This is a genomic window from Streptomyces sp. NBC_01116 (assembly GCF_041435495.1).
Lineage (GTDB): Bacteria > Actinomycetota > Actinomycetes > Streptomycetales > Streptomycetaceae > Streptomyces.
The window spans coordinates 8,311,392-8,333,766 of record NZ_CP108644.1 but is presented as its reverse complement, the minus strand read 5'-3'; the positions used below and the strand labels follow the sequence as shown (position 1 = coordinate 8,333,766).

Sequence of the window (22,375 nt, the reverse complement as noted above, 5' to 3'; positions counted from 1 at the left end):
TCGGTCAGTCACGTTCGCCGCCCAGGGCCATCCGGACGAGTTCGCCGACGGTCATGCCATTGATGTCGTCGGCGGCGGAAGCCGGCGCCTCCGGTCGGTCGGCGAGGTCCAGGAGCGCGTCGAGGAGACCGGCCCGGCGCAGTGCAGCGGGTGGGATCGCGGCGAGCAGGGAGCTGATCTCGTGGTCCTCGCGGTCCGCCCGGCCCGGCGTCCCGGCGGCCTTCCCGGTGGCGGCGGGACCGCCCGGCCCGTCGGGTACCAGGCACCTGGTGAGGTAGGCGGCGACGGCGGCCGGGGTGGGGTGGTCGAAGACCAGGGTCGCGGGCAGCCGGCGGCCGGTGGCGGCGCTGAGCCGGTTGCGGAGTTCGACGGAGGTGAGCGAGTCGAAGCCGAGGTCCTTGAACGCCTGGTCCGGTTCGATGCTCCCGGCTCCGCCGTGGCCGAGCACTTCGGCGCCCCGGCTCCGTACCAGGTCGAGCAGGGTAGCGACGCGTTCCTCCGGGGTGAGGGCGGTCAGCCGGCTGCGCAGCGAGTCCGCTTCCGCGGCGTCCGCCCCGGAGGCGGGGCGGCGTGGGGCGCCGGGTACCAGAGCCGAGAGCAGGGCCGGGACGGGTGCGGTCCGGGCCGCCGTCCGGAGCCGGCCGAAGTCGATCTTGACCGGGACGAGCAGCGGTTCGTCCAGGGTGAGCGCCGCGTCGAACAGTGCCAGACCTTCTTCGCTGCCGATGGCCGAGGTGCCTCCCCGGGCCATGCGCCGCAGGTCAGCGGCGGTGAGCGTCCCGGTCATCGTGCTGCGGTGCGCCCACAGGCCCCAGGCGAGTGACTGGGCGGGCAGTTTCAGGGCCCGGCGATGCTGGGCGAACGCATCGAGGAAGGCGTTGGCTGCCGCGTAGTTGCCCTGCCCGGCGTTGCCGACCGTGGCGGACGCGGAGGAGAACAGGACGAAGGCCGACAGCGGCAGATCACGGGTGAGGGCGTGCAGGTTGAGGACCGCGTCGACCTTGGGCCTCAGTACGTGGCGCATCCGCGCGGGGGTAAGCGACTCGACCGTCCCGTCGTCCAGGACGCCGGCCGCGTGGACGACCGCGCTCAGCGGACGGCCGACGGGGATGCCTGCGAGCAGGGCGGCGAGCGCGTCCCGGTCGGCGACGTCACATGCCTCCACGTCCACCCGGGCGCCGACTCCGCGCAGTTCGGCGGCGAGGTCGGCCAGTCCCGGGGCGTCCGCACCGCGCCTGCCGACGAGCAGCAGGTTCCGTACGCCGTGCGCGGTCACGAGGTGCTGTGCCACCAGGCCGCCGAGCGCGCCGCCGGCCCCGGTGACAAGGACGGTTCCCCCGTTCGCGGCGATACCGGACGATGTGTCCGGGTCCGAGCCCGAGAGCACGTCCGTGCCCGGGTTCGGGTCCGTCGCGATGGTGGCCCTGGTGAGACGGGCGGCGAGGAGCTGTCCGACGCGTATCGCCAGTTGGGGTTCCGTTCCGGCCAGTGCCCGGGGCAGCAGACCGGTCACGGCGGCCGCGTCGTCGGTATCGATCAGCAGGAAGCGGTCCGGATGCTCGGACTGGGCGGAGCGGACGAGGCCGCGGACCGCGGCGCCGGTGAGGTCGGTGACCTCCTCACCGGCTGCCGTGGAGACCGCGCCCCGGGTGACGATTACGAGCCGGGTGCCGTCGTCCCACCGCGGGTCGGCCAGCCAGTCCTGGACGAGCCGCAGGACATCATCCAGTGCGGTGTGCACGGACGCGGCGTCGGGCGGGGACGGGAGGCGCGGGGTGCGGTCGCACCAGGCCAGCACCACGGCGGGCGACGGCGCTCCCTCGTCCAGCTCGGCGCCGAGCGCGGCCAGGTCGGGATGGCTGTCCGGGAAGAGTTCCCCGCCGCCGAGGACGACGCAGTGTCCGAGCGGGTCGGCGGGTGCGGTGGCGGGCGCCGCCGACCACTGCAGTCGGTAGAGGGACTCCGGGCCTCCGCCCGGGCGGAGGGTGTCGAGATCGATCGGGCGGACGGCGAGCGCCTCGACCGACGCGACCGGAAGTCCGTTCGGGTCGGTCGCGTCGATCGACACCGATCCGTCCGGTCGGAAGCCGAGCCGCACCCTGAGCGCGGTGGCTCCGGAGGCGTACAGCCTGACTCCGCTCCAGGAGAACGGCAGGCCGGCGGACGGCCGGTCCGGGCCCGGTCCGGTTTCCGGCTGAGCGCGCAGGAACAGCCCCTGGAGGGCGGCGTCCAAGAGGGCGGGGTGCACACCGAAGGCGGAGGCGGACCGGTGCTGATCCTCGGGCAGGCGTACCTCGGTGAAGATGTCGTCGCCTCGGCGCCAGGCCATGGTGAGCCCGCGGAAGGCGGGTCCGTAGCCGTAACCCGAGGCGTGGAACCGCTCGTACAACTCCTCGACGGGGACCGGGACGGCGCCGGGCGGGGGCCAGGAGCCGACGCCGTCCGGTGCCGGTGCGGACGGCCGCTCGCGGGTCGTGGCGTCGGCGGTGAGCACGCCGGTAGCGTGCGCGGTCCAGTGCGGGGTCGTCGCGTCCTCGCGGCAGGAGAACAGGTCCAGGGAGCGGCTGCCGGACGCGTCCGCGACGCCGACCCGCACTTGCAGGCGGACGGCGGTGTCAGCGGGTATCAACAGCGGTGACTGGAGCGTCAGTTCCTCCACCGCTTGGCATCCGGCCTCGTCCGCCGCGCGTACGGCGAGTTCCGCGAAGGCCGCGCCGGGCAGCAGAACCGTACCGGCCACAGCGTGGTCGGCGAGCCAGGGGTGGGTACGCAGCGACAACCGGCCGCTGAGCAGCAGCTCGCCCGTGTCGGCCAGTTCGATGGCCGCTCCGAGGACGGGGTGGTGGGCCGGGTCGAGCCCGGCCGAGCCCACATCGGCCGCGGTGGTGGGCGCCGGCTCGGGCCAGTAACGTCGCCGCTGGAAGGCGTACGTCGGCAGCTCGACGCGCCGCGCCCCCGGGAACACACCCGACCAGTCCACCTCCAGGCCGCGCTCCCACGCACGGCCCACCGCACGCAACACCTGCTCCGGCCCGCCCTCATCACGCCGCAACGTCCCCAGCACCGCGGCATCCACACCCGCGGCCTCCACCGACTCCCCCACCGCAACACCCAGCACCGGATGCGGGCCGGCCTCCACGAAGAACCGGAAACCATCGGCCAGCAGCGCACCCGTCGCCCGCTCGAACTCGACGGTCTCCCGAAGATTCCGGTACCAGTACCCCGCGTCCAGAGCCTTCGTGTCCAACAGGCCACCGGTCACGCTCGAATAGAACGGGACCGAACCCGAAACCGGAGCGATACCCGCCAGATCGGAGAGCAACCGCTCACGGATCTCCTCCACATGCGAGGAATGCGACGCGTAATCGACCTCGACACGACGGGCCCGGACACCCTCACCGATCAGTTCTCCAAGAAGCCCCGCAACCGCGTCCGCGTCACCCGAAACCACCGTCGACGACGGGCCGTTCACCGCCGCCACCGACAACCGGCCACCCCACCCCACAAGACGCCCAGCCACCACACCCACCGGCAACGGCACCGACGCCATACCACCCCGACCCGCCAACACCCCCACCGCACGAGAACGCAACGCCACCACACGCGCCCCGTCACCCAAACTCAGACCACCCGCCACACACGCAGCGGCAACCTCACCCTGCGAATGACCCACCACACCATCCGGAACCACACCGAACGACCGCCACACCTCCGCCAACGACACCATCACCGCCCACAACACCGGCTGCACCACATCAACCCGCGCCAACAAACACTCCGAACCCAACGCCTCCACCAACGACCAGTCCACATACGGAGAAAGAGCCCGCTCACACTCCGCCATCCGCCCCGCGAACACACCCGACCCACCCAACAACCCCGCAGCCATCCCCACCCACTGCGAACCCTGACCCGGAAACACCAACACCACACGACCCTCGACCGTCCGACCGCCGTCCCACCCTCCCGAGTCGTCGTCGGCCATCCGGCCGAGCAGGGTGTGGAGTTGGTCCCGGTCTCCGATCAGTGCCTTCCGGTACTCGAAGGCGGTGCGCGCGTGCAGGGCGGACCCGATGTCGCGCGGTTCGGGTACGGGGCTGCCGTCCAGGTGGCGGCGTAGGCGGTCGGCCTGGGAGCGCAGTGCCCGCGGGTTCTTGGCCGACAGCAGCCAGGGCACGGCCGGCAAGGGGGTGCCCTCGGCCGTCGGGCCGTCGTCTTCGAGGGGGGTGTGTTCGAGGATGGTGTGGACGTTGGTGCCGCTGAGGCCGAAGGAGGACACTCCGGCCCGGAAAGGGCGACCGTGGGGCGGCCAGGGCTGCTGCTCGGTCGCGAGAACCAGCTCTCCGCGCGTCCAGTCGACGTGGCTGGAGGGCCTGCCGACATGCAGGGTTCGGGGCACCTGCCCGTGCTGCATGGACAGCACCGTCTTGATGACCCCCGCCACACCCGATGCCGCCTGGGCGTGGCCCAGGTTGGACTTGAGGGAGCCGACCAGCAGGGGACGATCGGCGAGCCGGTCCTGGCCGTACGTGGCCAGCAACGCCTGCGCTTCGATGGGGTCGCCGAGAGTGGTGCCGGTGCCGTGCGCCTCCACCACATCCACCTCGGACGCCGACAACCCCGCATCCGCCAACGCCGCACGGATCACCCGTTGCTGGGAGGGGCCGTTGGGGGCGGAGAGGCCGTTGCTGGCGCCGTCCTGGTTGACAGCGGAGCCGCGTACCACCGCCAGTACCGGGTGTCCGTTGCGCCGGGCGTCCGACAGCCGCTCCAGCAGCAGGACCCCGACGCCCTCGCCCATGCCCATGCCGTCCGCGTCGTCCGAGAATGCCTTGCAGCGGCCGTCCTCGGCGAGTCCCCGCTGGCGGGAGAAGCTGATGAGGGCGCCGGGGGTCGCCATCACGGCGACGCCGCCGACCAGGGCGAGGGAGCAGTCGCCGCCGCGCAGCGCCCGGCCTGCGAGGTGCATGGCGACGAGTGAGGAGGAGCAGGCGGTGTCGATGGTCACCGCGGGGCCCTCCAGACCCAGGGTGTAGGCGACCCGGCCGGATACAACGCTGGGTGCGCTGCCGGTGAGCAGGTGGCCGTCTCCTTCCTCCGACCGGGCGACGACGGCCGCGTAGTCGGCGTAGTTGACGCCGGTGAACACTCCGGTGGGGCTGCCTCGCAGGGCGGTCGGGTCGATGGCGGCGCGTTCGATCGCCTCCCAGGTGGTTTCCAGCAGCAGCCGCTGCTGCGGGTCCATGGCCAGGGCCTCGCGCGGCGAGATGCCGAAGAACTCCGCGTCGAAATCGGCCGCGTCGTGCAGGAAGCCGCCCCGCCGGGTCGTCGAGGTGCCGGGGCGGTCGGAGTCGGGGTCGTAGAGGGCTTCGATGTCCCAGCCCCGGTCGATGGGGAAGTCGGAGACGGCGTCGCCGCCGTCGGCGAGCAGGCGCCACAGGTCTTCGGGTGTGCCGATGCCGCCGGGGAAGCGGCAGGCCATGGACACGATCGCGATCGGCTCGTCGTCGGGTGCGGGCGGGTGCGCGGCGGAGTCCGGACCGGAGAGGTCCGGGGCGGAGGGGCGCGGCTCGGTGGCCTGCCGGCCGAGCAGTTCGGCGCGGATCTCCTGGGCGAGCGCGGTGGACGACGGGTGGTCGAAGACCAGGGTGGACGGCAGCCGCAGTCCGGTGGCGGCGTTGATCCGGTTGCGGAGTTCGACTGCGGTGAGGGAGGCGAAGCCCATGTCCTGGAAGGCCCTGCCGGGCCGGATCGCGTCCACCGTGGGATGGCCGAGGACGGCTGCCGCGTGGGTGCGGACCAGGTCGAGCAGCAGGCGGTGCTGCTCGGATCTGCCGAGGGTGGCGAGCTGTTGGCGCAGCAGTGCGGCGGCGGGTGCCTCCGAGTCGCCGGTCGCGGCCTCCAGGGCGCGGCGGGCTTCGGGGATGCCGGTGAGCAGCGGGCTGGGGCGGGTGGAGGTGAAGACGGCGGCGAACCGCTCCCAGTCGACGTCGGCGACGGCGAGTACGGTCTCGTCGTCGTCCAGCGCCTGTCGCAGGGCGTGGACGGCGAGATCGGGGTCGATCCGGGGCAGGCCGTGCTGCTCCAGTTTGAACAGGTCGGCGTCCTCTCCGGCGATGCGGTCCTGCCAGGGGTTCTCGGCCTGCCAGATGCCCCAGTCGACGGTGGTGGCGGTGAGGCCGCGGGCCCGGCGGTGCTGGGCCAGGGCGTCGAGGTAGGCGTTGGCCGCGGCGTAGGCGCCGTGGTCGCCGCTGCCCCAGACTCCGGCGATCGAGGAGAACAGGACGAAGGCGTCGAGTTCGCGGTCGAGCAGGGCGTCGAGGTGTTCGGCGCCGGCGGCCTTGGCGGCGACGATCTGTTCGAACGCGGACATCGGTGTGCCGTCCAGGGGGGCGAGCGCTACGAAGGCGGCCGCGTGGACGACTGCGGCGACCGGGTCGCCCGCCGTCTCCAAGCCGCTGAGCAGCGCCGCCACCGCCTGACGATCCGCCAGATCACAGACAGGCAGGGTGAGTCGTACGCCGAGGGCGGCCAGCTCCGCGGCGAGTTCGGCCGCGCCGGGTGCCTGGGGGCCACGGCGGCCGGGCAGGACGAGGTGGGTGGCGCCGCTGCGGGCCAGCCAGCGGGCGAGGTGCGGGCCGACGGCTCCGGTGCCGCCGGTCAGCAGGACGGTGCCGCGGGGCTTCCAGTGCTTCGCACGGCCGCCGCTCCGGGGGGCGCGCCGGAGGCGGCGGGCCAGGAGGCCGGTGGGGCGCAGGGCGAGCTGGTCCTCGCGGCCGACGCCGTCGGTGCCGGGGCCGGAGGCCGTCAGTACGGCGGCGAGCCGGGTCCTGGCGCGGGCGTCGAGGTCCGGCGGCAGGTCGACGAGTCCGCCCCAGCGGGCGGACAGTTCCAGCGCGGCCACCAGTCCGGTGCCCCAGACCAGTGCCTGGCGGGGGTGGGTGACCAGGTCGTCCGGGCCCGTGGACACAGCCCCGGCGGTGGCGCACCAGAGGGGTGCCGTGAGGGCGAGGTCGCCCAGGGCCTGCACCAGGGCGACGGTGAGTGCCGTCCCGGTGGGCAGGGCCGGGTGGTCCGGGTGGGGCTGGTCGGCGGCGGCCAGCAGCGACAGCACGCCCGTGGGGGCGTGGTCGCCGAGGGCGGTGGCGAGCGTGTCCGCGAGGTCCGTGCGGCGGATGGCGTCGGCCGTGAGTTCGGCCGTGACGACGGTGGCGCCCGCTTCGGTGAGTGCGAGCAGCGGGCCGCGTACCTGTGCGTCGTCGTCGTGTCCGGCGGGCAGGACGACGAGCCAGGTGCCGGCGGCGGGGGCGGCGGCCGCCGGGTCGGGCAGGGGCTGCCAGCCGATGCGGTAGCGCCAGGAGTCGATGACGCTCTCGTCGCGCCGCTGTTTGCGCCAGCCCCGCAGGGCCGGCAGTACGGGGGCGAGGGCGTCCTCGTCGACGGCGAGGTGGGCGGCGAGCTCGGCCGGGGCGTCGTGGTCGACCATGTGCCAGAAGGCCGTGTCGTGCGGGTCGGCGGCGGCCGGTCCGGTGTCGGGCGCCGCCTCCGGCTCCAGCCAGTAGCGCCGCAGTTGGAAGGGGTATCCGGGCAGGGCGGTCGGGCGGGCGCCGGTGCCGGCGTACACCGCGGACCAGTCGACGGCCGCGCCCGCCACCCACAGTTCGGCGGCCGAGCGCAGGGCCCGGCGCAGTCCGCCGTCGTCGCGGCGCAGGGTGCCGACGACCACGGGCGGCTCCGCCGCGCCGGTGGCCTCGGCGGTGTCCTGGAGGGCCATGGTCAGCACCGGGTGCGGCGACACCTCGACGAAGACCTCGTGGCCCTGCTCGACCAGGGAGCGTACGGCCGCGTCGAAGCGGACGGTCCCGCGGAGGTTGCGGTACCAGTAGTCGGCGTCCATGGCCGTGGTGTCGAGCCGGTCGCCGGTGACGGTGGAGAACAACGGGATCCGGGCCGGGAGAGGGCGTACGCCGGCCAGCGCGGCCAGCACTTCGGACCTGATCCGTTCGACCTGGGCCGAGTGCGAGGCGTAGTCCACGGGTACGGACCGGGCCCGTACACCCTGTGCGGCGCAGTGGGCGAGCAGTTCGGCGAGGGCCCGGGGCTCCCCCGAGACCACCACGGCGGCGGGCCCGTTGACGGCGGCCACCGACAGCTTCTCGGCCCAGGGGGCGATCTCGGCGCGGACCCGGTCCTCGGGCAGCGACACCGCAGCCATGCCACCGAGTCCGGCCAGCGCCCGGATGGCCCGGCTGCGCAGGGCGACGACCTTCGCCCCGTCCTCCAGGCTCAGCGCTCCCGCCACCACGGCGGCGGCGATCTCTCCCTGGCTGTGCCCGACCACGGCGTCGGGCCGGACGCCCCAGGACTCCCAGTGCGCGGCCAAGGACACCATCACCGCCCACAGCACCGGCTGCACCACGTCCACCCGTTCCAGGGAGGGCGCCCCGGGCGCGCCCTCAAGGACGGCAAAGAGCCGCCAGTCGACATGGGCGGAGAGGGCGGTGTCGCAGGCGGCGAGGCGGTCCCGGAAGACGGGGCTGGTGGCGAACAGGTCCCGTGCCATGCCGGCCCACTGGGAGCCCTGGCCGGGGAACACCAATGCCGTCCGGCCCTCGACGACCCGGCCGGTGCCCGTGACGACGTCAGCGGGCGTGGCCGGGGCGGGAGCCAGGGCCGGGCCGGTGGGGAGGTCCGTGCCCGGTCCGGTCAGGGCGGCGAGCCCGTTCAGCAGTGCGGGGTGCCCGTCGCCGATCACCACGGCCCGGTGTTCGAAGGCGGACCGGGTGGTCGCCAGCGAGAACCCGATATCGGCCGGCCGTGCGGGCGCGTCCGTGGCGAGCCGGGCGCGCAGCCGGGCCGCCTGGTCCCCGAGCGCGGACGCGGTGCGGCCGGACAGCACCCAGGGCATCGCGGCCCCGGGCGCGCCCGCCGGCTCCGCCGACGGCCCGGACCCGGGCGCCGGACCGGCCCCCGCGCTCGGCCCGGCCACGGTGTTTGGCCCGTCGGTCACTGCTTCCGGTCCGTCGGCCGGTTCCGGCTCCGGCGCCTGTTCGAGGACGACGTGGGCGTTGGTGCCGCTCATGCCGAACGAGGACACCCCGGCCCGGCGCGGCCGGTCGACGACGGGCCAGTCGCGGGCCTCGGTGAGGAGTTCGACGGCGCCCGAGGACCAGTCGGCGTGCGGGGTGGGCGCGTCCACGTGCAGGGTGCGCGGCAGGACGCCGTGCCGCAGCGCGAGCACCGTCTTGATGACCCCGGCGACTCCGGCGGCGGCCTGGGTGTGCCCGATGTTCGACTTCAGCGACCCCAGCCACAGCGGGCGGTCGGCGGGCCGGTCCTGACCGTACGTGGACAGCACCGCGTCGGCTTCGATCGGGTCGCCCAGCCGGGTCCCGGTGCCGTGCGCCTCCACCGCGTCGACCTCGGAGGCGGTCAGTCCGGCGTCGGCGAGGGCCGCCCGGATCACCCGCTGCTGGGACGGGCCGTTGGGGGCGGTCAGACCGTTGCTGGCACCGTCCTGGTTGATCGCCGAGCCGCGCAGCACGGCCAGCACCGTACGGCCGTTGCGGCGCGCGTCCGACAGCCGCTCCAGCAGCAGCATCCCCACGCCCTCGCCCCATCCGGTGCCGTCCGCGGCCGCCGCGAACGGCTTGCAGCGACCGTCGGGGGACATCGCGCCCTGCCTGCTGAACTCGACGAACACCGCCGGCAGTGCCATCACGCTGACCCCGCCGGCGAGCGCGAGCGAGCACTCACCGGCCCGCAGGGACCGCGCCGCGAGGTGCAGCGCCACCAGCGAGGCCGAACAGGCGGTGTCCACGGTGACGGCGGGGCCTTCGAGACCGAGCGCGTAGGACACCCGCCCGGACATCACGCTCATCGAGTTCCCCGTCATCAGGAACCCCTGGACGGCTTCGGCGGCGCCGGAGCCCAGCGTCGCGTACCCCTGGTCGATGGCCGCGGCGTACACCCCGGTACGGCTGCCCCGCAGGGTGAGCGGGTCGATACCGGCCCGCTCGACGGCCTCCCAGGACGCCATCAGCAGCAGCCGCTGCTGCGGGTCCATCGCGATCGCCTCACGGGGCGAGATGCCGAAGAAGTCCGGATCGAAGTCCGCCGCGCCGTCCAGAAACGCCCCCTGCCCGGGTACCGTACCGCCGGACGGCCAGGCGGTCTCCCAGCCCCGGTCGCCGGGGACGGGCGCGACGGTGTCGCGGCCTCCGGCGAGCAGTTCCCACAAGTCCTCCGGGGTGCGGACACCGCCGGGGAACCGGCAGCTCATCGCCACGATCGCGATCGGCTCGCTCGTACGGGCCTCGGCCTCCCGGAGCCGCTGCCGGGTGTCCCGCAGGTCGATGGTCACCCGGTTGAGGTAGTCGCGCATCCTCTGGTCGCTCACTGGACACCGCTGCTTTCGTCTCGGGATGCTCGGGGCTCGTCTCGGGATGCGCGGGGGGCGGGGACGGCGCGGTCCGGTGCCCTGGTCATGCGGATCCCAACTGCCGGTCGATGTAGTCGAACACCTCGTCGTCGCTGGCCGCCTCGATCAGGTCGGGGGCCAGGTCGTCCGCGTCGCCCGTGGGGCGGGCGGTGGTGGCCGGTATCCCGCTCGGCAGCGGGCGGGTCAACACTCCCCTTATCCGGGCCGCGAGTTCGTCGCTGACGCCGTCCGGCGGCAGGGCGTCGAGCAGGGCCTCCAGGGTGTCGAGCCCGGCCCGGACCGCCGCGTCGTCCGTCGGGCGGGCGGCGGTAGCCCGCTGGGCGAGGTGGCGTGCCAGTGCCTCCGGGGTGGGGTGGTCGAAGACGAGGGCGGCCGGCAGCCGCAGCCCGGTCGAGGACGCCAGCCGGTTACGCAGTTCGACCCCGGTGAGGGAGTCGAAGCCGACGTCCTTGAACGGGCGGGCCGAGCGGATCAGATCCGGCGAACTGTGGCCGAGCACCGCCGCGGCGTTGCCACGCACCAGGTCGAGCAGGGTCCGGTACAGCTCGGCCTCGGGAAGCTCGGCGAGCTGCCGCGCCATCGAGCGGGCCGGTGCCGCGGCGGCGCCGGTACGGGCGGGACGTACCAGGCCGCGGAGCACGGCGGGCAGCCGGTCGTCCGCCCGCAGCACGGACGGGGCGATCCTGGCCGCGAGCCGGTAGGCGTACGGGGAGTCCAGCGCCGCGTCGAACAGGGCGAGGCCCTCCGCCGAGGTCAGTGCGCCCGCCCCGGCGCCCCGGCCCGCGGTGACGGCGGCGGTCATCTCACTGCGCTCCTCCCACAGGCCCCAGCCGACGGACAGGCCGGGCAGTCCCTCGGCCCGGCGTTCGGCGGCGAGGGCGTCGAGGACCGCGTTGGCCGCGGCGTAGTTCGCCTGCCCGGCCGCGCCGAACAGGGCGGCGCCCGAGGAGAACAGGACCAGCGCCGCGAGGTCGAGGTCGCGCGTTAGTTCGTGCAGGGCCAGCGCCGCGTCCACCTTGGGCCGCAGGACGCGGTCGAGCCGGTCCGGGGTCAGCCCGGCGATCGTGGCGTCGTCCAGGACACCGGCCGCGTGGACGACGGCGGTCAACGGGTGCACGGCGGGCACCGACACGAGCAGGGCGGCGAGCGCGGCGCGGTCGGCGACGTCACAGGCGGCGACGGTCACCGACGCCCCGAGCCTGGTCAGTTCCCCCACCAACTCCGGCATTCCGTCGGCGGAGCCGCCCCGCCGGCCCGCCAGCAGCAGGTGCCGGGCGCCGTGCGCGACGACCAGGTGCCGGGCCAGGAGCTGTCCCAGGGTGCCGGTGGCCCCGGTGACCAGGACGGTTCCCTCGGGGTCCGGCGGAACGGGCATCAGCAGGACGTTCTTGCCGACACCCCGGGCCTGGCTGAGCGAGCGCAGGGCGGCCGGGGCCTGCCGGACGTCCCAGCCGGTGACGGGCAGGGGACGCAGCACTCCCTGCTCGAACAGGCCCAGGACGTCGGCGAGCATCTCGCCGACACGCTCCGGACCGGCCTCCATCAGGTCGAACGCCCGGTAGCGCACCCCGGGGTGCTGCCGGGCGACCGTCTCGGGGTCGCGGACGTCGGTCTTGCCCATCTCCACGAACCGGCCGCCGTTCGGCAGCAGCAGCAGACCGGCGTCGACGAACTCCCGCGCCAGGCTGTCGAGGACGACGTCGACGCCCCGCCCACCGGTGGCCGTCAGGAACTTCTCGGCGAAGCCCGTGGTCCGGGTCGAGGCGATGTGTGCGTCGTCCAGCCCGCCGGCCCGTAGGACGTCCCACTTGGCGGGGGAGGCGGTCGCGAACACCCGCGCACCGGCGTGCCGGGCGAGCTGCACCGCCGCCATGCCGACACCGCCGGCCGCGGCGTGGACCAGGACCGATTCCCCGCGCCGCAGTCCGCCGAGATCGAACAGACCGTAGTAGGCGGTGAGGAACACCACCGGCACGGATGCGGCGCGGGCGAAGGACCAGCCCGCCGGTATCCGGGCGACGGTACGGCGGTCGGCGACGGCGGTCGGGCCGAACGCACCCCCGAAGATCCCCATTACGCGGTCCCCGAGCACCAGGTCGTCCACACCCGGGCCCACCTCGATGACGGTTCCGGCGCCCTCGCTGCCCAAGCCCTGCTGTTCGGGGTCGGGGTCCAGGCCGAGCGTGGCGATGACGTCGTGGAAGTTCAGCCCGGCGGCGCGCACCGCGATCCGTACCTCGCCCTTGGCCAGCGGGGCGAGGGCCGCGGGAGCGGGCTCCGCCGTGATGTCCTCCAGGGAGCCCCGGCCGTCGGTGGTGAGCCGCCAGGCGGCGCCGTCCGGCAGGGACAGCGTGCCGTCCGGCCGTCCGCCTCGGACCAGGCGCGGCAGCAGCGGCGGGCCGGTCCGCAGCGCCAGCTCGGGTTCCCCGGCGGCGAGCGCCGCGGTCAGGGCGTCCGCCGGCTCGCCGGTCCCGGCCGCGTCGATGAGGACGAAGCGCCCGGGGTGCTCGGCCCGCGCGCTGCGCACCAGGCCCCACAGCGCGGCCTGGGCGGGATCGACGGGACGGTCGACCGGTCCGGTACGTACCGCGTCCGTGGTGAGCAGCGCCAGCCTGGCCGCTGCGAACCGCTCGTCGGCCAGCCACTGCTGTACGAGGGCGAGGCCCCGGTGTGCGGTGGCGCGGACCCGGTCCGCGGAGTCGGGCAGGTCGGCGGTGGCGACGGTCGCCACGATCACCTCGGGGAGGGTGGCGCCCGCTCCGAGGGCTGCCCCCAGGGCGTCGAGGTCCTGCCATGACACCACGCCGGGAAAGGCACCGCCGAGGGCGGCCCAGGTGGGCGCGGCGCTGCCGGCCGGTTCGGTGGCCGGGGTCCAGTCGAGGCGGTACAGCAGGTCGGCGTGGGCAGTCGCGGAGAGCGGCCCGCCCTCGGCCGGCGGCCTCAGCAGCAGGGACTCCACGCCGAGCACCTGTCGGCCGGACAGGTCGTGGGCGTGCAGGGTGACGGCCTCCGGCGCGTCGGCGGCGAGCCGTACGCGCAGCATGGTGGCGCCGGTGATCCCGCAGGTCACACCATTCCAGCTGAAGGGCAGCCGGGCCCGACCGTCCTGGTCGGGCAGCAGCGCGGCAATCTGGAGGGCCGCGTCCAGCAGCGCGGGGTGCAACACGCATCCGGCGGCGTCGGCGTGCTGCGGCTCCGGCAGCACCACCTCGGCGAACACCTCACCGCCGCGGAGCCACGCGGCACGGATGCCGCGGAAGGCGGGGCCGTAGTGGTGGCCGGCCTCGGCGAAGCGCTCGTAGAGGTCGCCGGTGTCCACGGGTTCGGCACCGGAGGGCGGCCAGCTCAGCAGACCGGCCGCGGCCGGATCCCCGGCGGGCCGGGGCGCCAGGGTGCCGGTGGCGTGCTCGGTCCAGGGCGCGTCGGCGTCCCGTGCCGTACGGGCGAACACGCTGAGCCTCCGCCGACCGTCGCCGTCGGGCGCGGCGACCCGGAGCTGTAGGCGGACGGCTCCCTCGTCCGGTAGCACCAGCGCCGATCCGAGGATGAGTTCCTCGACCACCGGGCAGTCCGCCTCGGCCCCGGCGCGCAGCGCGAGTTCGAGAAAGGCGGTGCCGGGGAAGAGGACGATGCCCGACACCGCGTGGTCGGCGAGCCAGGGGTGGGTGTCCAGCGCGATCCGGCCGCTGAGCAGCAGCTCATCGGAGTCCGCGACCTGCGTCGCCGCACCGAGCAGCGGGTGTCCGGTCGTGGCGAGACCCGCCGAGGCGACGTCCCAGCTCGTGGTCGGAACGTCGAGCCAGTAGCGGTTGCGCTGGAAGGCGTACGTCGGCAGCTCGACGCGCCGCGCCCCCGGGAACACACCCGACCAGTCCACCTCCAGGCCGCGCTCCCACGCACGGCCCACCGCACGCAACACCTGCTCCGGCCCGCCCTCATCACGCCGCAACGTCCCCAGCACCGCAGCATCCACACCCGCGGCCTCCACCGACTCCCCCACCGCAACACCCAGCACCGGATGCGGACCGGCCTCCACGAAGAACCGGAAACCATCGGCCAGCAGCGCACCCGTCGCCCGCTCGAACTCGACGGTCTCCCGAAGATTCCGGTACCAGTACCCCGCGTCCAGAGCCTTCGTGTCCAACAGGCCACCGGTCACGCTCGAATAGAACGGCACCGAACCCGAAACCGGAGCGATACCCGCCAGATCGGAGAGCAACCGCTCACGGATCTCCTCCACATGCGAGGAATGCGACGCGTAATCGACCTCGACACGACGGGCCCGGACACCCTCACCGATCAGTTCTCCAAGAAGCCCCGCCACCGCGTCCGCGTCACCCGAAACCACCGTCGACGACGGGCCGTTCACCGCCGCCACCGACAACCGGCCACCCCACCCCGCAAGACGCCCAGCCACCACACCCACCGGCAACGGCACCGACGCCATACCACCCCGACCCGCCAACACCCCCACCGCACGAGAACGCAACGCCACCACACGCGCCCCGTCACCCAAACTCAGACCACCCGCCACACACGCAGCGGCAACCTCACCCTGCGAATGACCCACCACACCATCCGGAACCACACCGAACGACCGCCACACCTCCGCCAACGACACCATCACCGCCCACAACACCGGCTGCACCACATCAACCCGCGCCAACAAACACTCCGAACCCAACGCCTCCACCAACGACCAGTCCACATACGGAGAAAGAGCCCGCTCACACTCCGCCATCCGCCCCGCGAACACACCCGACCCACCCAACAACCCCGCAGCCATCCCCACCCACTGCGAACCCTGACCCGGAAACACCAACACCACACGACCGGAAACCAATCCGCCGCCAGACACCGCAGCGGCCTGTGACAGCGCGGTCAGGTGCTCGGCAGAGTTCTCCTCCGTGCCCACCAACACCGCGCGGTGTCCCAGCGCGCTGCGGCCCGTGGCCAGGGAGAAGGCCACGTCCGCGGCGCGGACGCCCGAACCGTCTCCGATCCGGTCCAACAGCGCCGCGGCCTGGGCGCGCAGCGCCTCCGGAGTGCGCGCCGAGAGGAGCAAAGGGACGGCGGCGGGTACGGCCTCCGGTGTCCCGGGCCCGTCAACGAGCGTGTCCGCGGCAACTGCCGGGTCGGTCGGGGCCTGTTCCAGGATCAGATGGGCGTTGGTGCCGCTGACGCCGAAGGAGGACACCCCGACCCTGCGCGGGCGTCCCGTGTCGTCCCACGCACGGGCCTCCGTCAGCAGTCGGCCGGCTCCGGCCGACCAGTCCACCTCGGGCGTGGGACCGTCCACGTGCAGCGTCTTGGGCATCACCCCGTGCCGCAGGCCGAGCACCGACTTGATGACCCCCGCCACACCGGCAGCAGCCGAGGTGTGGCCGATGTTCGACTTCAACGAGCCGATCCACACCGGCCGGTCCACCGGACGGTCCTGCCCGTACGTCGCCAGCAGAGCCTGCGCCTCGATCGGGTCGCCCAACCGCGTCCCCGTACCATGCGCCTCCACCACATCCACGTCCGACGCCACCAGCCCCGCGTCCGCCAACGCCGCACGAATCACCCGCTGCTGCGACGGACCATTCGGCGCCGTCAGACCATTGCTCGCACCATCCTGATTCACCGCCGAACCACGCACCACCGCCAGCACCGGATGCCCACGGCGCCGCGCGTCCGACAACCGCTCCACCAGCAGCATGCCCGTGCCTTCGCCGAAGGCGGTCCCGTCAGCCGCCGCGGCGAAGGACTTGCAGCGGCCGTCCGGGGCCAGTCCGCCCTGTCGGCTGAACTCGACGAACAGTTCGGGGCTGCACATCACGTTGACGCCGCCGGCCAGGGCCAGTGAGCATTCGCCGGATCGCAGCGCCCGTACCGCGAGGTGCAGGGCCACCAGCGAGGACGAGCACGCCGTGTCCACGGTGAGTGCGGGGCCTTCCAGGCCGAAGAAGTAGGCCAGGCGTCCGGAGACGATGCTTCCCGAGTTGCCGGTGCCGAGGAATCCTTCGACGTCCTCGGGGATGTAGGGCAGCAGCCGGGCTGCGTAGTCCTGCTGCATCAGGCCGACGTACGTGCCGACCGGGGTGCCGCGCAGGGTGGACGGGTCGATGGCCGCACGCTCGAAGAGTTCCCAGGTGGTTTCCAGGAGCAGCCGCTGCTGCGGGTCCATCGCCAGGGCCTCGCGCGGCGAGATGCCGAAGAACTCCGCGTCGAAATCGGCCGCGTCGTGCAGGAAGCCGCCGTCGCGGGTGATGGAGGTGCCGATGCGGTCGGGATCGGGGTCGTAGAGCGTGTCCGGGCTCCAGCCCCGGTCGGTGGGGAAACCGGAGATGCCGTCGCGGCCCTCGGCCAGCATCCGCCACAGGTCCTCGGGTGAGCGGACACCGCCGGGGAGGCGGCAGGCCGCGGAGACGATCGCGATCAGGTCGTCGTCCGCGTCCCGGTCCCGACCGGCCGGCCCCGTGGGCACGGCGGGCATGACGGCCCTGGCCGCTTCCGTGCCCGTGAGCCCGGCGCCCAGGAATTCCGCGAGCGCCGCCGGGGTCGGGTGGTCGAACACCAGGCCGGCGGGAAGCCGCAGGCCGGTGGCGGCGTTCAGGCGGTTGCGCAGTTCCACCGAGGCCAGCGAGTCGAATCCCAGTTCGCGGAAGGCCCGTCCGGGGTCGAGGGTGTCCGGGGACGTGTGGCCGAGGACGGCTGCCGCGTGGGTGCGGACGAGTTCGACGAGCAGCCGGGTCCGTCCGTTGGCGTCGAGGGCCGCGAGGCGCCGGCGCAGGGCGTTGTCGTCGACCGTCGCCTCCGCAGCCGTGGCCGCCCGGCGCGGCTGTGTGCGCACCAGGCCGCGAAGCAGCGGCGGCAGGGAACCGTCCGCCGCCGCGGACCGCAGGGCCGCGGCGTCGAGGCGCATCGGGAGCAGGGCGGCCCGGTCCACGGCGAGGGCGGTGTCGAAGAGCGCGAGCCCCCGTTCGGTGGAGAGCGGTGGCATCCCGGACCGGGCGAGGCGTCGTACGTCGTCCGCGTCCAGGTGTCCGGTGAGGGCGCTGGGCTGCTCCCACAGGGTCCAGGCCAGGGACTGGCCGGCCAGCCCCGCCGCTCGGCGCTGGGCGGCCAGGGCGTCGAGGAAGGCGTTGGCGGCGGCGTAGTTGGCCTGCCCGGGGCCGCCGAAGGTGCCCGCGGCCGAGGAGAAGAGCACGAAGTGCGTGAGGTCGAGGTCGCGGGTCAGTTCATGCAGGTGGAGGGCGGCGTCGGCCTTGGGGCGCAGTACGGCGTCCACCCGTTCGGGGGTGAGTGCGGTGACGACGCCGTCGTCGAGGGTGCCCGCGGTGTGGACCACGGCGGTCAGCGGGTGCGCGGGCGGCAGGTCCGCGAGCACGGCGGCCAGGGCGACCCGGTCGGCGGCGTCGCAGGCGACGATGGCGATCTCGGCTCCCAGCGCGGCGAGTTCGGCCCGCAGTCCTTCGGCTCCGGCGGCGGCCGGGCCGCCGCGGGAGAGGAGCAGCAGGTGCCGGACGCCGTGCCCGGTGACCAGGCGGCGGGCGACGTGGGAGCCGAGCAGGCCGGTGCCGCCGGTGATGAGGACCGTGCCGTCCGGGTCGAATGCCCGGAGAGGCCCGGCCGCATCGGCTGAGAGATCCGGATCGTTCCTGAGGACCCGGGCCAGCCGGGGTACGCGGACGTCGTCGCCGCGGACCGCGGACTCCGGTTCCCTCGAGGCGAGGGCCGCGGCGACGCCCGCGGAGGTGCCGTGCTCGTCGTCGGCGTCGAGGTCGAGCAGGGCGAAGCGCCCGGGGTGTTCGGACCGGGCCGAGCGAACCAGCCCCCAGAGCGCGCTGTGCGCGGGGTTGCGTACGTCCTCCCCCTCCACCTCCCCGGCGCTGACCGCACCCCGGGTGGCGAACACCAGGCGCGAGCCGGCGAAGCGGTCGTCGGCGAGCCAGGTCCGGACGTCGGTGAGGGCCTGGTGGACGGCCGCGCGGACCGCCGCGTCCGGACCGGCCGCGTACGCGGGCTCCGCAGGCTCCGCGCGGGCGAGCAGGACCGTTTCGGGCACCGGGGCTCCGGCGTCGACGGCGGCGAGCAGCGTGGCCAGGTCGGTGGTGCGGTGGACGGGTGCGCCGCTGCCGCGAGGGGGTGTGGTGACCCACTCCGTCGCGTAGAGGTCCTGGTGGCGGCGGCCCTGAGCAGCGCGGTCGGCGCCGAGGCCGACAGTGCCCACGGGCCGCAGGACCAGCGCGTCGACGGTCGCCACGGGGGCACCGGTCGCGTCGGCGACGGTGAGCCTCACCGCGTCGGGTCCGGCCGGGGCGAGCCGGACGCGGATCGCGCCGGCGCCGGTGGCATGCAGGGTCACGCCGCTCCAGGAGAACGGCAGCCGTCCCTCGGGGTGGGCGTCCGCGCCGGAGGTGCCGGGCACGCCTGTGGCGTGCAGGGCGGCGTCCAGCAGGGCCGGGTGCAGGCTGAAGCGGGCGGCGTCGGGAGCGGGCACTGCGGCCTCCGCGAACAGCTCGTCGCCGCGCCGCCAGGCCGCGTGCAGACCCTGGAAGGCGGGGCCGTAGGCGAATCCGCCCGCCGCGAAGCGGTCGTACAGTCCGTCGAGGGCGAGAGGTTCGGCGCCGGGCGGCGGCCAGGGCATCGGTCCGTCGGCCTCGGCGCCTTCCGCGCCGTCCTTAGCCAGGACGCCTTCGGCGTGCCTGGTCCACTCGTCGTCGTCGGGGTCGCCGTCGGCGGGTGTGTCCGGCCGGGAGTGCAGACTGAGCGGGCGGTGGCCCAGGGAGTCGGGGGCTCCCACAGTGAGGCGCAGCACGGTGCCGCCGTGCTCGGGCAGCACCAGGGGGGCTTCGAGGGTGAATTCCTCGACCCGAGGGCAGCCGACGCGGGCTCCGGCCTGGAGCGCGAGTTCCAGGAAGGCGGTGCCCGGGAGCAGTACCCGGCCGCCGACGGCGTGGTCGGCGAGCCACGGGTGGGTGCGCGCCGACAGGCGGCCGGTGAGGAGCAGGCCGTCGCTGTCGGCGAGGACCACGACGGCGCCCAGCAGAGGATGGTCCGCGGGGGTCAGTCCGGCGGCGGTGACGTCGGCGGCCGGCGTGGCGCTGTCCTCCAGCCAGTACGGGTCGCGCTGGAAGGCGTAGGTGGGCAGTTCCACCCTTCCGGGGCGGCGGTCGGCGAAGACGGTGTCCCAGTCCGGGGACACTCCGCGCAGGTGGAGTTCGGCCAGGGACTCCGTGAACCGGCGCGGGCCTCCGTCGTCGCGGCGCAGGGTGCCCATGGCGGTGGCGTCGGCGCCCGCGTCCTCGACGGTCTCCAGCATCCCAACGGTGAGGACCGGGTGTGGGCTGCTCTCCAGCAGGACCTGGTAGCCGTCCGCGAGCAGGGCGCGGGTCGCCTGTTCGAAGCGGACGGTCCCGCGCAGGTTCTGGTACCAGTAGCCGGCGTCCAGGACGGAGGTGTCCTCCAGCAGGGCGCCGCTGACCGTGGAGTAGAACGGGATGGCGGACGGGCGCGGGGTCAGTCCGTCCAGCTGAGCGAGCAGTTCCGTACGGATGTCCTCGACGTGGGCGCTGTGCGAGGCGTAGTCGACGGGGATGCGCCGGCTGCGGATGTCCAGGGCAGTCGTCCGGTCGAGGAACGCGTCGAGCGCGTCGGTGTCTCCGGAGACCACGGTGGAGGCGGGTCCGTTGACGGCGGCGACGGAGAGCCGGCCGTCCCAGGGGGCGAGGTGCTCGGCGACCTGTTCGGCGGGCAGGGCCACCGAGGCCATGCCGCCGCGGCCGGACAGGGCGCGGATCGCCCGGCTGCGCAGGGCGACGATCCGTGCGGCGTCGTCCAGGGAGAGGGCGCCGGCGACGCACGCCGCCGCGATCTCGCCCTGGGAGTGGCCGATGACCGCGCCGGGGGTGATGCCGTAGGAGCGCCATAGCTCGGCCAGGGAGACCATGACGGCCCACAGCACCGGCTGCACCACGTCGACGCGTTCGGCCGGCGGGGTGCCGGGGGCGCCGCGCAGGACGGCCTCCAGGGACCAGTCGACGAAGGGGGCCAGGGCGTGCTCGCAGTCCGCGACGCGGGCGGCGAAGGCGGGGGCGGAGTCGAGGAGTTCGACGGCCATGCCGGCCCATTGGGATCCCTGTCCGGGGAACACCAGGGCGACTTCGCCGCCGGTTCCTGCGGTGCCGCGGACCAGGCCGGGGGCGGTGCGGTCGGCCGCCAGGGCGTCGAGGCCGTCCCGGAACTCGTCGGGGTGGGACCCGATCAGGACCGCCCGGTGCTCGTGCGCGGCGCGGGTCGTCGCGAGGGCGTGGCCGACCTCGGCCGGGCCGGGTCCGGGATGGGCGCCGAGGTGGTCGCGGAGCCGTACGGCCTGGGAGCGCAGCGCGTCGGCGGTGCGTCCGGAGAGCACCCAGGGGAGGACGGGTGGCGGTGTGCCGTCGGGGTGCGGGGTGTGCCGGGCCGCGTCCTGGCCGGCGGGAGCGTCGGCGTCTTCGGAGGCGGCCGGAGCGGCAGGTTCTCCCCGCTCGGCGGGGTCTGCGGGGTCTGCCGCCTGTTCCAGGACGACATGTCCGTTGGTGCCGCTGACGCCGAAGGAGGAAACCGCTGCCCGCCGGGGGCGCCCGGTCTCGGGCCAGGGGGTGTTCGCGGTGACCAGGCGTACCGCGCCCGTGGTCCAGTCGATCTGCGGGGACGGGTCCTGCGCGTGCAGGGTGGGCGGGACGGTGCCGTGCCGCATGGCGAGGACGGTCTTGATGACGCCGCCGACGCCGGCCGCCGCCTGGGTGTGCCCGATGTTGGACTTCAGCGAGCCGAGCAGCAGCGGCTGCCCGTCCACGCGGTCCTGCCCGTAGGTGGCCAGCAGGGCCTGGGCCTCGATCGGGTCGCCCAGCGGGGTGCCGGTGCCGTGCGCCTCGACCACGTCCACGTCTGCGGGGGTGAGTCCGGCGTTGGCCAGGGCGTGGCGGATGACGCGCTGCTGGGCGGGGCCGTTGGGGGCCGTGAGCCTGCTGCTGGCACCGTCCTGGTTGACGGCGGTGCCGCGGATCAGGGCGAGGACCGGGTGGCCGTTGCGCCGGGCGTCGGAGAGGCGCTCCAGCAGGAGCATGCCGACGCCCTCGCCCCAGCCGGTGCCGTCGGCGGCGGCGGCGAAGGACTTGCAGCGGCCGTCCCGGGCCAGGCCGCCCTGGCGGCTCATCTCCACGAACGGGACGGGTGTCGACATGACCATCGCTCCACCGGCCAGGGCCAGGGTGCAGTCGCCGGCCCGCAGGGCCTGGGCGGCGAGGTGGATGGCGACCAGCGAGGAGGAGCAGGCGGTGTCGATGCTGACCGCCGGGCCCTCCAGACCGAAGGTGTAGGCGACGCGGCCCGAGGCGACGCTGTCGGAGCTGCCGCTGCCGATGTAGCCGGCCACGTCGTCGGGGATCTGGCGCAGCCGTACCGCGTAGTCCTGGTACATCACTCCGGCGAAGACACCGGTCCTGCTGCCCCGCAGGGTCGCGGGGTCGATGCCGGCCCGTTCGAACGCCTCCCAGGTGGTTTCCAGGAGGAGTCGCTGCTGCGGGTCCATCGCGAGCGCTTCGCGCGGGGAGATCCCGAAGAATCCGGGGTCGAAGTGCCCGACGTCGTCGAGAAAGCCGCCCAGGGCGGTGTGGCTGGTGCCCTCGCGCAGTTGTTCCGGGTCGTCCAGGTGGTCGAGGTCCCAGCCCCGGTCCCGGGGGAAGCCGGTGATGGCGTCGGTGCCGTCGGTGACCAGGCGCCACAGGTCCTCGGGGGACCGTACGCCGCCGGGGTAGCGGCAGCTCATCGCGACGAGCGCGATGGGTTCGCGGCCCGCTTCCTCGGCTTCGGTCAGGCGCCGGCGGGTGTGGTGCAGGTCCGCCGTCACGCGCTTGAGGTAGTCCCTCAGCTTGTCGTCGTTCACCATCGGGAGCCGCCGTCCTGGTT

Annotated in this window: 2 protein-coding genes; both read right to left on the bottom strand. The window is 74.3% G+C overall.

What is annotated here, in order from left to right; translation table 11 throughout:
* Positions 1 to 4 precede the first annotated feature (4 nt).
* The gene (locus OG245_RS36105) at positions 5 to 10,399 is read right to left on the bottom strand and encodes a type I polyketide synthase (RefSeq protein ID WP_371627548.1); all 10,395 of its coding nucleotides are present in this window, start codon (positions 10,397 to 10,399) and stop codon (positions 5 to 7) included.
* 85 nt (positions 10,400 to 10,484) lie between these two features.
* Entirely contained in the window at positions 10,485 to 22,355 is an 11,871-nt protein-coding gene (locus tag OG245_RS36100) for an SDR family NAD(P)-dependent oxidoreductase (protein ID WP_371627547.1), read from the bottom strand.
* Positions 22,356 to 22,375 lie beyond the last annotated feature (20 nt).